Here is a 13,329-nt window from a genome sequence, read left to right as displayed (position 1 = left end):
GCAGGATTACCTCATGATGGTCATGCTGACACTGCTGCGACGTCGTTTTTCCATTCAAGCGTTGCTGGCTGGCCTGGCGCTGCTGCTGGCTGCTCAGGTGCAGGCGCAGCGTCTGGGCGATATCGCCACTATCGAAGGGGTGCGCTCCAACCCGCTGATCGGCTATGGCCTGGTGGTGGGTCTCGACGGTAGCGGCGACCAGACCATGCAGACCCCCTTCACCGGACAGTCGATTACCAACATGCTCTCCGAGCTGGGTGTGGCCGTCGATGGCGGCAATACCATGATGCTCGACAATGTGGCGGCAGTGATGGTGACCGCCGACCTGCCTCCCTTTGCCGGTCAGGGACAGCGCCTGGACGTCACAGTATCGTCGATCGGTAATGCCGACAGTCTGCGTGGCGGTACGCTGTTGATGACGCCACTCAAGGGCGCGGATGGTCAGGTTTATGCGGTGGCACAGGGCAACATGCTGGTGCCCGGCGTCAGCGCTCAGGCGGGAGGCAACGCCATCCAGGTCAACCAGACAGCAGCAGGGCGCATTCCGGATGGCGCCATCATTGAGCGCAGCGTGCCCACCCGGCTGACCGAGCAGGGGCGTATCAGCCTCGAACTCAAGGATGCCGACTACAACACCGCGCTGCGTGCCATGAACGCCATCAACAGTGCGCTGGGCGAGGGCACCGCGGTGGCGCGTAATTCGCGGGTGATCTCGCTGGCGGCGCCGACCGGCGAGGCATCGCAGGTAGCTTTTCTTGCCCAGGTGCAGAATATCCAGGTGCAGCCGGGTATGGTGTCGCCGAAGGTGATCATCAACTCGCGCACCGGGTCGGTGGCGATGAATACCACCGTCACCCTGGATCGCGCCGCTATCGCTCACGGCAATCTGACGGTGAATATCGAGACCAACCCCATCATCAGTCAGCCCAACCCGCTGGCGGGTGGCGATACCGTAGTGGCCGGTGACACCAATATCGGCATCCAGGAGGAGTCCGGTGCGCTCAATATCGTCAGCGGCCCGGCGGATCTTGCCCAGGTGGTGGATGCTCTCAACCGTCTCGGTGCCACGCCCACTGATCTGATGGCGATTCTGCAGGCGCTCAAGCGCGCCGGCTCGCTCAATGCCGACCTGGAGATCATCTGATGTCGATCGACAATGCTCGCGGTCAGTTCGCGCTTGATGTTCGGGGCATGACGAAGCTGCGCCACAGTGCCGGCCGCGACCCTCAGGGCAATCTCAAGGAGACGGCCCAGCAGTTCGAGTCGCTGTTTTTGCAAAAAATGCTCAAGAGCATGCGCGACGCCATTCCCAAAAGCGATCTGCTCGAAAGCGACAGCCTCGATCAGTATACCGATATGATGGATCGCCAGTGGGCACAGCATCTTTCGGGCCAGGGGTTCGGACTTTCGAAAATGCTGGTGCAGCAGCTGTCAAAGGGGGAAGGGTCGGGCGAGCAGAGTGATCCCCTGCAACAGCTTCGCGCCGAGTCGCGTCCTCTCGACGCTACCAGTGCAGTGCCGCTGAGCGAACAGCACCAGGCGTACAATCGCGAGCTACAGCGCGCTGCGCAGCGGCCGTCGGCAGGCGGAGCGCTGATCGAAGGCTACCGTCCACTGGACAGCGATTCGCAAGCCGATGAAAGTGGCTCGGGCAGTCTCCTGCCAGGGCATCAGCGGCTGATAGCCGATGTAGCGCCGCACGTGGCCAACTTTGTGTCCCACATGGGCGATGCGGCGCGCGCCGTCAGCGAACGCACCGGCATCTCCGACCGGCTGATTCTGGCCCAGGCGGCACTGGAAAGTGGCTGGGGCGGCAGCGAGATTCGCAACGAAAACGGTAGCTCGAGCCACAACCTGTTCGGTATCAAGGCGACCGGCGGCTGGCAGGGCGAACGTAGTCACATTACTACCACCGAGTATGAAAACGGTCGGGCGATGAAAGTTCGCGACGATTTCCGCGCCTACGACTCCTACGAAGCGGCGTTTTCCGACTACGCACGTCTTTTGACCGATAACCCGCGCTATCGCCAGGTACTGGAAGCCGAAACGCCGGAAGCGGCGGCGCATGCCCTGCAGAATGCCGGCTACGCCACCGATCCCCGCTATGCCGACAAGCTGGTGGCGATCATGACGCAGCTACCTGATATGCGCTCGCCCATGGGCGAGTCGTTGTTTACCGGCAGCGACAGCAACGGTCGTCAGCAGGCCGCTGCCCGTGCCTACGCTCAGCAGAACGAAGCCATGGCGAGCGAAGCGAGCCGAATTTTCTGATTTTTTACCCACCGATGCCTTAAAAATCCTTCCGACCTGCCGATATAAGGGTCAGATCCTCATTAACTGCCCTGAAGTGTGGGAGAAAAGATATGTCGTTGATGAATACTGCGCTGAGTGGTTTGCGGGCCGCCCAGATCGGCCTTAACACCACCAGCAACAATATCGCCAACGTCAATACCGAAGGCTATAACCGTCAGTTGGTCAATCTTTCGGAAGGTCGGGGAAGCTACGCTGGCGGCCTGTTTTCCGGCAGCGGTGTCAATGTCGACGGTGTTCAGCGCCAGTATCAGCAGTACCTCTCTACCCAGCTCAATCAGGCACAAAGTGATCAGAGTGCCAGTAGATCGCATCTCGACCAGCTCCAGCAGGTCAATAACCTGCTGGCGGACGACGAAGGTGGGCTCAATACCCAGATACAGTCGTTTTTTGCCGGTATGCAGACGCTGGCCGACAATCCGGGCGATATTTCCGCGCGTCAGGCCATGCTGGGCAACGCCGAGAGCATGACCTCGCAGTTTCGCGCCACGGACAACTATCTGAAAAACATGGACAGCAACACCACGGCGCAGATGGGGGGCACACTCGACGAAATCAACAGCCTTGCTGGCCGGATCGCCGAACTCAACGGTCAGATCAACAGTACCCGTGCCAAGACCGGTACGGAGCCCAACGATATGCTGGATCAGCGTGATCTTGCGGTCTCGAAGCTCAGCCAGCTGACCGGCATTTCGGTCTACAGTCAGGACGGCAAGTACAATGTCTCCATGTCGAGCGGCGAAACCCTGGTGGCCGGCAATCGTGCACAGTCACTTGAAATGACCGCGTCACAGGCCGATCCCACTCGGCAGGTCGTCGCTTTTCGTAACGCCGATGGCAATCTTTCCGAGGTCAGCGAGAAGAAACTGAGTGGTGGTGAGCTGGGCGGCCTGATGGCGTTTCGCAACAAGACCCTGCCGGATGCCCAGCATCGCCTCGATCAGCTGGCCCATGCGCTGGGGTCACGTATCAACGAACTCCAGACCGGTGGTGTGGACCTCAATGGCAATGCCGGTAACGCGCTCTTTACCACCAGCGAGCCGGCGGTGACCGCCGATAGTCGCAATCAGGGGGAGGGCCAACCCGCTGTCTCCTTTAGTGGTGATATCGAAAACGTCGGCACCAGCAATTATCGCCTGACCGTCGACAACAGCGTTGATGCAGGGTATCGCCTGGAGCGCCTCAGCGACGGTCAGAGCGTCAGCGCTGAAGAGGCCGGGCTGGAGATCGATGTTGAAGGCCTGAATGACGGTGATCGTTTCAATATCAAGCCGCTGGAAGGTGCCGCCGCCGATCTAGGCGTTAGTGAAAGCATGACACCCGAAGGTGTAGCAGCCCGCAGCAATGAGCGGGATGCCGATGGCAATCTGGTGGAAGGCCGTACCGGCAACAGCAACGCACGCGCAATGGCCGACGTGCAGAGCGAGACGCTGATCGGTGGCAGCGCCAGCCTTAATACCGCCTATGCCTCGCTGGTAGGCGAAGTGGGTAATCGTACCGCAACGCTTGAAAGCAGCAACGAAACGCAGTCGGCGATCAGCCAGGAGATCAAGTCGGCGCAGCAGTCGGTGTCCGGCGTCAATCTCGACGAAGAAGCCGCCAATATGATGCGTTATCAGCAGTTTTACAGTGCCAATGCACAGATGATTCGCGCCTCTTCGGAGACATTCAACACGCTTCTGGGCATCATGCGATAAGCAGGGGAGTAACAGATCATGAGTATGCGTATCAGTACTTCCATGATGTTCGAACGTAGCCTGAATTCGATGCAGAGCCGTCAGGGTGACCTTGCACGCACCGGCGAGCAGATCGCTTCCGGCAACCGTATTGTCTCGCCTTCCGACGATCCGCGCGCGGCTTCTCAGGCGCTGATCGTCAAGCAGGATCAGGCGATCCAGTCGCAGTTCGAAAGCAGCCGCACCAGTGCCACTTCGGCGCTGCAGGCCCAGGAAAACGCCCTGCAGGGAGTCACCGATCTCCTCAACCAGGCCAAGGGCAAGATCGTGCAGGCCAGTAACGGTACCTTGAGTGACAACGACCGTATGTCGGTGGCTTCCGACCTGGAGGGTATCTATAACGGCATTCTGGGGCTCGCCAATGGTACCGACAGCAACGGTAACTACATCTTCTCCGGCTCGCAGGGCGACACTCAGCCCTTTGTGGAGACCGATTCGGAGGGGACGCCGGGCGTTGGCAATTATCAGGGCGATAACAGGGCGCTCAACATGCAGGTAGACGCCTCGCGCAGCATGAACGTCAACTCGAGCGGTGCGCAGGTGTTTGGCGAAGGCGACAGCAGCATTCTCAATAATCTGGCCAACGCCATCGAAACGCTTCGTACACCGAGCGATCAGATCACCAGTGAGGAGCGTCAGCAGGCGCTGGGCGCCGCCAACAGTCAGATTGATAGCGGTAGTGAGCGCGTATTGAATGCGCGCACCGACCTTGGCACCAAACTCAATGAGCTGGATGTGTTGGGGGGGCTGGGTACGACACGCACGATCAATAACTCCGAGCGTATCTCCGATCTGGAAGATCTGGATTACGCCGAGGCGATCTCGCGCTACACGCTCAACCAGATCGGCCTGGAAGCGTCGCAGAAGGTCTTTACCCGCACACAGCAGAACTCTCTGTTCGACCTGCTGTAACGTGCCGAAGGCTGTATCCGGATCGCAAGCGCCGCCTCATCATGGGGCGGCGCTTGCGTTTCCGGGCTTTTCACAACCGACATTGTTATGCCAACGAAGGGTGCTCGTTCAAAAGCCGTCCTTCATGGCGGTGGTGCCAGCAGCTCGGTCACGCTGACCATCTGCTCGAAGGTCATCTCGAACAGGCGTCGGAAGATATTCCCCAGCTCCGGTGTCATGAAGGTGATCAGGGTGACGCCGGTCAGCAGGGTAATGGGAAAGCCCACCGAGAAGATGGAGAACTGCGGCGAGGCGCGGTTAAGAATGCCCATCGACAGATTGATGATCAAAAGCGAGGTGATGACCGGCATACCGAGCAAAAAGCCGGCGGAGAAGATAATGCTGCCCCAGCGGGCGATGGCCATGAAGCCTTCCGCTTCCAGCCCTTCCAGACCGACCGGCAAGCGAATAAAGGTCTCGGCCAGCAGCCTGATCATCACCAGATGACCGTCGAGCGCCAGAAAGAGCAGCATCGAGAAAGTGTAGAGAATCCTTGACAGCACGGTTGTGGAGCCGCCCGCCGAGGAAGAGAAGAAGGTGGCAAAGGCAAGGCCCATCTGCAGACCGATAAACTCGCCCGAGGCGCGAATGGCGGCAAACACTACGCTCATCACCACTCCCAGCGCCGCGCCGATGATGAACTGCTGTACCACGATCATCAGCCCCGCCCAGGAGGTGGGCGGCACATCGGGCATGGGCGGAATGATGGGCGCGATAACCACCGTCAACACCATCGCAAGACCGATCTTGGCGGGGCGTGAAAAGGCGTTGTCGCTGAAGACGGGAGCCACGCCGATAAACGCCAGTATTCTGACGAAGGGCCAGAAAAAGGCGGTCAGCCAGTCATTGAGCTGTGCGTAGGTGATCTCCAGCACGTCAGGGCCATCAACCGAACAGCATGCCGGGAATGCTCTGGTACAGGTCGCGGGTGAAGTCCACCAGCGTACCCAGCATCCAGGAGCCCAGCAGAATCAGCGAGGCGAACACTGCCAGAATCTTGGGAATGAAGGAGAGCGTCATCTCGTTGATCTGCGTCGCGGCCTGAAACAGGCTCACCAGCAGGCCGACGCCCAGTGCCACCATCAGCAGCGGCGAAGCGATCATCAGGATCAGCAGCATGGCGCGGTAGGCGATACTCATGACCATTTCCGGGGACATCGGCACTCTCCTCGTTGATGTCTGATACGACGTATAAAGCCGGCTACTACACGTAAAAACTCTGCGCCAGCGATCCCATCAACAGCCCCCAGCCGTCGACCAGCACGAACAGCATCAGCTTGAAGGGCAGGGATACGATCGCCGGTGGCACCATCATCATACCCAGCGACATCAGCACACTGGCTACCACCAGGTCGATGATCAGAAAGGGAATGAAGATGGTAAAGCCGATCTGAAAGGCCGTTTTCAATTCGCTGGTCACGAAGGAGGGCAGCAGCAGGCGCATGGGTACGTCCTCCGGCCCGGCCATCTCGGGGTAGTCGATGATATCGGCGAACATGGCGATATCGCTTTCACGGGTGTGGTGCAGCATGAACTCCCGCAGTGGCTGACTGCCCACCTGAACCGCTTGCTGCATGCTCATGGTGCCCTCTGAAAGCGGCTGCCAGGCCTCTTCGTAGATCTGGCTGAACACCGGCGACATGACGAAAAAGGTCAGAAACAGCGCCAGCCCCAGCAGTACCTGGTTGGGCGGCGACGACTGCGTACCCAGCGCATTGCGCAACAGCGACAGCACGATGATGATGCGGGTAAAGCCGGTCATCATCAAAAGCGCGGCCGGTAGAAAGGTCAGCGACGTGAGCAGCACCAGGGTTTCGAGCGACAGGCTCCACGACTGGCCACCGCCCTCCAGCGGCTGACTGGTCAGTGCCGGCAGCTGGGCCTGCTGTGAGGCCTCCACCGGTAGCGGCAGCAGCGCAACCGCCAGCAGGACCAGCAGGCTTGAACCGAATAACAGGCGGGCTGGAAGCAGGACAGGTTGTTTCATGATCGTCGCGAAAAGCGCTGTGACAGGGCATGTTTGAAACTGTCGGAGAACGACGGCGGTCGGGATGATGTGCCGGTTTCCTCGCGGCTCGGCGCAACACCGTCCTGCTTCGCAGGCATCTCATGCAAACGACTGATACCGCCGGGCGACACGCCCAGCACCAGCCAGGTCTCCTCGACCTCGACGACCACCACTTTTTCACGCGTCCCCAGACTCTGGCTGGCGACGATGTTCAGTGCGCTGCCGCGCAGGCGTCGTCCCGGGCCGAGACGTTTGAGCAGTACCGCCATACCCCAGATCAGCAGTAGAATGAACGCCAGTGCCAGTGCCGTCTTGCCCAGGCTGGCCACGCTCAGTATGGAAGAGGCGCTGTCGGCATGCGGTGAGGAGGCATCGATCGTCTGATGGGCGTTACCAATGCGCTCGGCGCTCTCCAGCGCCCTTCCACCCAGAGCGCTCGAAGGAAGCTCGAGGCCTGCCTCCGAGTCGTTCACGGCATTACTCATATCCTTCTCCGACAGGCGAGGCGGACAGCGCCCATGATACTCAACGGCCGAGCCGGTGGATGCGCTCGGTGGGGGTGATGATGTCGGTAACGCGGATGCCGTACTTGTCATCCACCACCACGACCTCGCCCTGAGCGATCAGATAGCCGTTTATCAGAATGTTCATGGGCTCACCGGCCAGCCCGTCGAGTTCGACCACCGAGCCGCGGGCCAGATCAAGCAGTTCCCGGATGGTGACGCGCGTGCGGCCCAGTTCAACCGAGAGCGTGACCGGAATCTCCATGATCATATCGAGATCCCGCGAGGTACCCGCCTTGCTGTCGCTGCCGGTCAGAGGCTGAAAGAGCCTGTCGCCGGCCGGCTCGGCGCCACTGCTGCTGGTCGCTGCACCACCTTGCACATCAGAATTTTCCGCCGCGTCGCTTTCAGCGTCGGGGGTCTCGCCGGACTCGGCAAAGGCGGCATCCCAGTCGATGTCGTCCTCGTCGCCGGCACCCTGTTCCTGCATGGCATCGGCCCACTCGTCGGCCAGCTCGTCGTTCTTTTTGCCGTCGTTATTCGGATTCTGGGGATCAGTCATCTTTGCTGTCCTTGTAGGCGTCGATAACACCGTGGTCGATCAGCCGCTTGACGCGCAGCCCCTTGTGGCCGTTGATACTGCCGTAGTCGCAGGCCATCACCGGAACATCGTCAACGCTCACACTGATTTCCTTGGGTAGTTCGATGGGCAGTACGTCGCCTTTTTGGAGGTTGGCGATGGTGCCCATCGTGGTCTCGATGGTGGCGAAATCGGCGGTCAATTGAACGCTGGAATCCTTGACCTCGCCGGCCAGCTGGCGCATACGCTGCTGATCCTCTTCCGGGTCATTGCGCTGCATGGGGCCGGCCAGGGTTTCGCGAATCGGCTCGATCATGGCGTAGGGCATGCAGATGTGGAAATCGCTGCCAAAGGCACCTACCTCAACGTGGAAGGTCGTATTGACCACCAGTTCGTTGGCGGTATTGGTGATATTGGTGAACTTGACCTGCATTTCCGAGCGCTGATATTCCACCTCGACCGGATAGATGGTCTGCCAGCCTTCCTGATAGCTTTCCAGCGCCAGGTTGAGCAGGCGCTGAATAATGCGCTGCTCGGTATGGGTAAATTCGCGCCCCTCGGATTTGGTCAGGAAGCGGCCGTCGCCTCCGAAAAGACTATCCACCACCAGAAACACCAGGTTGGGCGGAAAAACGATCAGCGCATTACCCTTGAGTGGCCTGATACCCACCATGTTGATATTGGCCGGCACCGGCAGGTTGCGGGTGAAGTCAGTGTATTTCTGGACTTTGACCGGTCCGACGGTAATGTCCGCCGAGCGCCTGATCAGGTTGAACAGCGACATCCGGAAGCGCCGCGCGAAACGCTCGTGGATAATATCCAGCGCCGGTAACCGCCCGCGCACCACCCGCTGCTGATTGGCCGGATCGAAGGGGCGAATGCGTTTTTCGCCGCTGTTGTCCGCAGAACGAGCTTCTTCCTCATCGCCGCTGACCCCTTTCAGGAGAGCGTCGATCTCGTCCTGTGAAAGCATATCGTCGGACATATCGACCTACTGCACGATAAAGTCGGTGAAAAGGGCATTGTTGATCACGGGGGCACGGTCATCGCCACCGAGAGGGCTATCGAAGGCGTTGACCAGCTCCTGCGCCAGCGCTTCCTTGCCCTGCTGAGTGGTCAGCGCCTCCGCGCTCTGACCGGTCAATACCATCAGGATGCGGTTGCGTACCTCGGGCGTCTGCTCGCGCAGTATGGCGGCGTCCTCTTCGCTGGCGGCGGTGAGCGTGATACCGATGTACAGGATCCGATCGCTCGCGCCGGCAAGATTGATCGTGAAGGGCTGCAGTTCGACAAATACCGGCGTTGCCGGGGCCGCATCCTGCGTCGCTGCGGTACCGGCTTCGTCATGCGCTGCGTTGCCGCCATGGAAAAAAAACCAGCCAGCGACACCTGCCGCCGCCAGTAGCAGCACCAGCAGTGCAATGATGATCCAGAGCAGCTTCTTGTTGCCGCTTTTGGCCTCGACGGCCGCTTGTGAAGTCATTGTATTCCGTCAATCCATGCCATTGTTGACGATTCGGCGCGATTCGGCGCCGTGCCTTAGGGGCATTGTAAATTCAGCGCCCGACGATAATGGTTCAAATAGCGCCCTCGGGGGCGGGTATCTCGATCTTTTGACGTCATTGCCACAGCGCATAAAGAAGAAGCCGTCCGAAAGGGTTCGGACGGCCTCCGCTGGTGAGGGTGTGGCAGGCGTCTCAGGCAAACAGGTCGATACCGCCGCTCAGGGTGCGGCCGGCGGGAATTTCGAGTGTCTGAATATCATCGTTGCCACCGGCGACGACAGAGCCAGACATACCGGCGGCGGCTGATCCGGAACGGCCGCTACCGCTACCTTCTCCCTGCTGCTGGAAGTTCTGCTGCGCAAAGGCACCCTGATCGCTGACCGAGGTTTCTCCCAGCTGAATGCCGCTGGCGCTGAAGGCATCACGCAACTGGGGCAGGGCGGCTTCAATGGCGGCGCGCACCTGGGCGCTATGTGAACCGATATGCAGCTGCGCGCCCTGCTCACCCATCTTCAGCGAGATTGACAGCGGCCCCAGCTCGGCGGGGCTCATGGAAAGCTTCGCCTCTCCACCGCCGCGCAGGCCCAGATTGATGGTCTGGCGCTCCAGCGCGCTGCTCCACTGGTTGCTGTCCATCGACGGCAAAGTGGCGGTGGTCACCGCCTGCCCCTGAGTGGCCATCATGCCACTACCGGCCTGGCCGCTCTGCGCCGTCAGGGCGCTCAGCGCGGCATCCGGTGTGGTCGCGGCGCTGCGTGTACCGCTCTGCTGTAGATCGAGTGCCGCCTGGCGCGAGCTGGTGGTGCGCTCCATCATGGCTGCTACCATTTGGCTGTCGCGATCGCTGCCGCTGCGTTCGGTGTTGCCGCTTGAACGTGAGAACTGCGTCTCGTCGCCGCTACTCTCGCCCTTGAGCGCGGCCAGCAGGGCTTCGCGTCCGGGGAGCTGGCTGTTCGAACGGCTGCCATCGGTGGCGCTGATCGAGCGGCTGCCATCGGTGGCGCTGATCGAGCGGCTGCTGCGATCGCTCGTCGAAAGACCTTCAGAGCCCTGACGCAGCAGCATCGGCGCTGCCATCAGGCCGGCCTCGGCCTGTTGAACTTCGGGGCTATCGCCGTCCGCATTGTCGGACTGGCGTGATAGTCGTTCGCCGGTCTCGACAGTAGAGCGAATACCGTCCAGGGAGAGAAGTGAGGCGGTTTTGGGCGAGTCTGAATCGCGTTGCTGATGACGTTCGTCAAGGCGCGTCATGACGTCGCTATCCTCACCTCTGCGCGCTGTATGCTGCTCGCCGAAGCGGCCCCTCGCCAGCGCTTCGAGACTTCCCGAGTCGCCGTTGGAACCCTTGCCTGGCCGTGCAAGGGCGTTAACCAGCGCCTCGATATCCTGTTCAACAGTGCTCGCGTCCTTGCCCTTTTGGTCGACTTTCCTGAGCAACGCCTCGATATCCTGTTCAACGCTGTTCGCGCCTTTACCCTTTGGGTCAGCTGCCCCGAGAAGCGCCTCGATATCCTGCTCAACACTGCTCGCGCCTTCACCCTTTTGGCCGATTGCCCGGGCCAGCATCAACAGCTGTTCGTGAATCGTACCGGTATCACCACCACCGGTATTGCCACCGAGGGCAAGACGGTTCAGCAGGTTGCCTTCCTTGTTGCCAGCGTCTTTGGTGGCTTCTCCGGCTGCTTCTTTCAGATTATCAGCGGTATTGGCAAGCGCACTGGCGGACTTGATGCCGCGAAAGAGGGCGCCGAAGCCAGCATCACTCTTGTCACTGCCGGAGCTCTTGCCGGCTTCGATGCCGCCGGGGGCAGGCGTCATAATATTGAGCGGTGTCAGCATGATATTTTTCCTGCCTCGCGAACCCTTTTATAAACCGTCGAGTGCCGAGCTGGCACGGCTGGCAAATTCGTCGTTCTGCTGCTGTTCGAGACGTCGCGCGCGTTTGTTGGCTTCCTGATGGCGGCGGCTGCGCAGCGCATCATAGGAGTTGACCTTTTTCTGCTGCTGGCGCCAGTTGTCCTCACCGCGCTGCACTCGACCGTCGCTGTGGTTGAGCTGGTTGCGCTGATGCTTGATGGCGTTATCCAGCGAGGCCAGAAAGCGCTGATAGTTCTGCATCGCGGCGATGGTAATGCCGCGCTGCATGGCCGCCTCGAAGCGGCTGCGATAGTCTTCGCGATACTGCAGCAAAAGCTCCAGCTGCGAGTTTTCCTTTTGCCGTGCGCTGCGCAGTTCACCCAGCAGCTTTGCGGCGCTGTCGCGATCACCCTCGGCCAGTTCGATCAGGGTTTCAAGCGATGATGTGTCGGACATGAAAGGCTCACCGGCTCCTGTGGAATTTCGGCGACGTCACGACCTCAGTACCCTGCCCATCTGATCGACCGAATGTTCGACGTCGGCGCGCTCGTCCATGCCCTGCTGCAAAAACCGCTCCAGCGTCGGATAGAGGCGGATCGCTTCATCCAGCACCGGGTCGCTGCCGGCGGCATAGGCGCCAACGCTGATCAGGTCGCGATTGCGCTGATAGCGTGACAACATCTGCTTAAAGTACTTGATGTTGTCGAACTGGCTTTCGTCAATAAGCGACGTCATGGCACGGCTAATCGAGGCTTCGATGTCGATAGCGGGGTAGTGCCCCGCCTCGGCAAGCTGGCGCGACAGCACGATATGGCCGTCCAGAATGGCGCGCGCGGCGTCGGCGATGGGATCCTGCTGATCGTCGCCCTCGGTCAGCACGGTGTAGAAGGCGGTGATCGATCCCTTGCCGGGGGCGTCGTTGCCGGCACGCTCGACCAGCGCCGGCAGCTTGGCGAATACCGAGGGCGGATAGCCCTTGGTGGCCGGCGGCTCGCCGATGGCAAGGGCGATTTCGCGCTGCGCCATGGCATAGCGGGTCAGCGAATCCATGATCAACAATACGCTCTTGCCCTTGTCGCGGAAGTCCTCCGCCAGCCGGGTGGCGTAGGCGGCCCCCTGCATACGCAACAGCGGCGAGATATCGGCGGGAGCGGCCACCACCACGGCGCGGCGCTTGCCTTCCTCGCCGAGGATGTTTTCGATGAAGTCCTTGACCTCGCGGCCGCGCTCGCCGATCAGCCCCACCACGATCACATCCGCCTGCGTAAAGCGCGCCATCATGCCCAGCAGTACGCTCTTGCCCACCCCTGAACCGGCGAACAGACCCAGCCGCTGGCCGCGACCCACGGTCAGCAGAGAGTTGATAGCGCGTACGCCGACATCCAGGATCTCCTCGATGGGCGCGCGCTGCAGTGGATTGAGCGAGGGGGCGGTGAGCGAAACGTTGTCGGGATCTTCCAGCGGACCGCGGCCGTCCAGCGGATGGCCGCGGGAGTCCACCACCCGGCCCAGCAGGGCATCGCCCACCGGCAGCCGTTTGCTCTGCGACAGTACCGCTCCGGGGCGCGGATTGGCCGGCCAGACTCGCGCTCCCGGCACCAGTCCGGCGGTTTCCACCAGCGGCATAAGAAACAGATTGTCGCCGTTGAAGCCCACTACCTCGGCCTCGGTCTCGCCCTGACCGTCGGCCAGCTCCACCATGCAGCTACAGCCCAGTGGCAGGCGCAGCCCCACCGCCTCCAGCACCAGCCCGGTGGCGCGCGTCAGGCGGCCGCGTTCACGGTTGGGCGGTAGATGTTCGACGCGCCGCCTGGCGGTTTCCAGCGTGCGCTGCCAGTGGCTCAGCATGGCATCGGTGGTCAGTGGCATGGCGGGCTCC

At 60.9% G+C, this 13,329-nt stretch carries 15 protein-coding genes; 5 read left to right on the top strand and 10 right to left on the bottom strand.

Features of this window, described 5'->3' with window-relative positions; all coding sequences use genetic code 11:
- The first annotated feature begins 13 nt into the window (after positions 1-13).
- From H146_RS0112275 to flgL, 4 genes are all read left to right on the top strand, one after another.
- Complete coding sequence (locus H146_RS0112275) at positions 14-1,144, top strand: flagellar basal body P-ring protein FlgI (protein WP_019952174.1); 1,131 nt, start codon at positions 14-16, stop codon at positions 1,142-1,144.
- Positions 1,144-2,271 carry a flagellar assembly peptidoglycan hydrolase FlgJ gene (gene flgJ, locus H146_RS19315; RefSeq protein WP_019952173.1) on the top strand — a complete coding sequence of 376 codons (1,128 nt, stop codon included), beginning with the start codon at positions 1,144-1,146 and terminating at the stop codon, positions 2,269-2,271. The genes H146_RS0112275 and flgJ overlap by 1 nt, the downstream gene beginning before the upstream one ends.
- 92 nt (positions 2,272-2,363) lie before the next feature.
- Positions 2,364-4,007, top strand: coding sequence for a flagellar hook-associated protein FlgK (gene flgK / locus H146_RS0112265; protein ID WP_026351952.1), 1,644 nt, complete (start codon positions 2,364-2,366; stop codon positions 4,005-4,007).
- Between the two features lie 18 nt (positions 4,008-4,025).
- A complete protein-coding gene (flgL, locus tag H146_RS0112260) occupies positions 4,026-4,958 on the top strand; it encodes a flagellar hook-associated protein FlgL (protein WP_019952171.1) in 933 nt (310 codons plus the stop codon).
- A 122-nt stretch (positions 4,959-5,080) separates the two neighbouring features.
- Here flgL and fliR read toward each other — a convergent pair whose 3' ends face one another.
- The 8 genes from fliR to H146_RS21740 all read right to left on the bottom strand — a co-directional run bounded on the left by fliR (position 5,081) and on the right by H146_RS21740 (position 10,844).
- Positions 5,081-5,872 (bottom strand): flagellar biosynthetic protein FliR, encoded by a 792-nt coding sequence (gene fliR, locus H146_RS0112255; protein ID WP_019952170.1) that lies wholly within the window; start codon positions 5,870-5,872, stop codon positions 5,081-5,083.
- A gap of 10 nt (positions 5,873-5,882) precedes the next feature.
- Positions 5,883-6,155, bottom strand: coding sequence for a flagellar biosynthesis protein FliQ (gene fliQ, locus H146_RS0112250; protein WP_019952169.1), 273 nt, complete (start codon positions 6,153-6,155; stop codon positions 5,883-5,885).
- Between the two features lie 46 nt (positions 6,156-6,201).
- Positions 6,202-6,984 carry a flagellar type III secretion system pore protein FliP gene (fliP, locus tag H146_RS0112245; RefSeq protein ID WP_019952168.1) on the bottom strand — a complete coding sequence of 261 codons (783 nt, stop codon included), beginning with the start codon at positions 6,982-6,984 and terminating at the stop codon, positions 6,202-6,204.
- Entirely contained in the window at positions 6,981-7,490 is a 510-nt protein-coding gene (fliO, locus tag H146_RS20300; RefSeq protein ID WP_019952167.1) for a flagellar biosynthetic protein FliO, read from the bottom strand. The genes fliP and fliO overlap by 4 nt, the downstream gene beginning before the upstream one ends.
- A gap of 40 nt (positions 7,491-7,530) precedes the next feature.
- Complete coding sequence (gene fliN, locus H146_RS0112235) at positions 7,531-8,070, bottom strand: flagellar motor switch protein FliN (RefSeq protein WP_019952166.1); 540 nt, start codon at positions 8,068-8,070, stop codon at positions 7,531-7,533.
- Positions 8,063-9,073: a flagellar motor switch protein FliM gene (fliM, locus tag H146_RS0112230; protein ID WP_019952165.1), complete on the bottom strand. Its 1,011-nt coding sequence runs from the start codon at positions 9,071-9,073 to the stop codon at positions 8,063-8,065. The genes fliN and fliM overlap by 8 nt, the downstream gene beginning before the upstream one ends.
- Positions 9,074-9,079: 6 nt before the next feature.
- Positions 9,080-9,571, bottom strand: coding sequence for a flagellar basal body-associated protein FliL (gene fliL / locus H146_RS0112225; RefSeq protein ID WP_019952164.1), 492 nt, complete (start codon positions 9,569-9,571; stop codon positions 9,080-9,082).
- 214 nt (positions 9,572-9,785) lie between these two features.
- Positions 9,786-10,844, bottom strand: a complete 1,059-nt coding sequence (locus H146_RS21740; protein ID WP_169433484.1) for a flagellar hook-length control protein FliK — start codon at positions 10,842-10,844, stop codon at positions 9,786-9,788.
- A 30-nt stretch (positions 10,845-10,874) separates the two neighbouring features.
- On the opposite strand from H146_RS21740, the gene H146_RS21735 reads away from it, so the two are divergent.
- Positions 10,875-11,465, top strand: a complete 591-nt coding sequence (locus H146_RS21735; RefSeq protein ID WP_169433483.1) for a hypothetical protein — start codon at positions 10,875-10,877, stop codon at positions 11,463-11,465.
- On the opposite strand, the gene fliJ is transcribed toward H146_RS21735, so the two are convergent.
- Both fliJ and fliI read right to left on the bottom strand, forming a co-directional pair.
- Positions 11,460-11,906, bottom strand: a complete 447-nt coding sequence (gene fliJ, locus H146_RS0112215; protein ID WP_019952162.1) for a flagellar export protein FliJ — start codon at positions 11,904-11,906, stop codon at positions 11,460-11,462. The two genes, H146_RS21735 and fliJ, sit on opposite strands and share 6 nt — an antisense overlap.
- A gap of 36 nt (positions 11,907-11,942) precedes the next feature.
- Entirely contained in the window at positions 11,943-13,319 is a 1,377-nt protein-coding gene (gene fliI, locus H146_RS0112210) for a flagellar protein export ATPase FliI (protein WP_019952161.1), read from the bottom strand.
- Positions 13,320-13,329 lie beyond the last annotated feature (10 nt).

It is taken from the genome of Kushneria aurantia DSM 21353 (assembly GCF_000382245.1).
Taxonomy (GTDB): Bacteria; Pseudomonadota; Gammaproteobacteria; order Pseudomonadales; family Halomonadaceae; genus Kushneria; species Kushneria aurantia.
This window is presented reverse-complemented; position numbering and strand designations above follow the sequence as displayed.

What these genes read in the sequence shown, in the direction of transcription:
- fliJ (WP_019952162.1), bottom strand. Translation starts at nt 11,906, where the DNA reads ATGTCCGACACATCATCGCTTGAAACCCTGATCGAACTGGCCGAGGGT.
- fliN (WP_019952166.1), bottom strand. Translation starts at nt 8,070, where the DNA reads ATGACTGATCCCCAGAATCCGAATAACGACGGCAAAAAGAACGACGAG.
- flgK (WP_026351952.1), top strand. Translation starts at nt 2,364, where the DNA reads ATGTCGTTGATGAATACTGCGCTGAGTGGTTTGCGGGCCGCCCAGATC.
- flgJ (WP_019952173.1), top strand. Translation starts at nt 1,144, where the DNA reads ATGTCGATCGACAATGCTCGCGGTCAGTTCGCGCTTGATGTTCGGGGC.
- H146_RS21735 (WP_169433483.1), top strand. Translation starts at nt 10,875, where the DNA reads ATGCTGCTCGCCGAAGCGGCCCCTCGCCAGCGCTTCGAGACTTCCCGA.
- flgL (WP_019952171.1), top strand. Translation starts at nt 4,026, where the DNA reads ATGAGTATGCGTATCAGTACTTCCATGATGTTCGAACGTAGCCTGAAT.
- fliM (WP_019952165.1), bottom strand. Translation starts at nt 9,073, where the DNA reads ATGTCCGACGATATGCTTTCACAGGACGAGATCGACGCTCTCCTGAAA.
- fliI (WP_019952161.1), bottom strand. Translation starts at nt 13,319, where the DNA reads ATGCCACTGACCACCGATGCCATGCTGAGCCACTGGCAGCGCACGCTG.
- fliO (WP_019952167.1), bottom strand. Translation starts at nt 7,490, where the DNA reads ATGAGTAATGCCGTGAACGACTCGGAGGCAGGCCTCGAGCTTCCTTCG.
- H146_RS21740 (WP_169433484.1), bottom strand. Translation starts at nt 10,844, where the DNA reads ATGACGCGCCTTGACGAACGTCATCAGCAACGCGATTCAGACTCGCCC.
- fliP (WP_019952168.1), bottom strand. Translation starts at nt 6,984, where the DNA reads ATGAAACAACCTGTCCTGCTTCCAGCCCGCCTGTTATTCGGTTCAAGC.
- fliQ (WP_019952169.1), bottom strand. Translation starts at nt 6,155, where the DNA reads ATGTCCCCGGAAATGGTCATGAGTATCGCCTACCGCGCCATGCTGCTG.
- fliL (WP_019952164.1), bottom strand. Translation starts at nt 9,571, where the DNA reads ATGACTTCACAAGCGGCCGTCGAGGCCAAAAGCGGCAACAAGAAGCTG.
- H146_RS0112275 (WP_019952174.1), top strand. Translation starts at nt 14, where the DNA reads ATGATGGTCATGCTGACACTGCTGCGACGTCGTTTTTCCATTCAAGCG.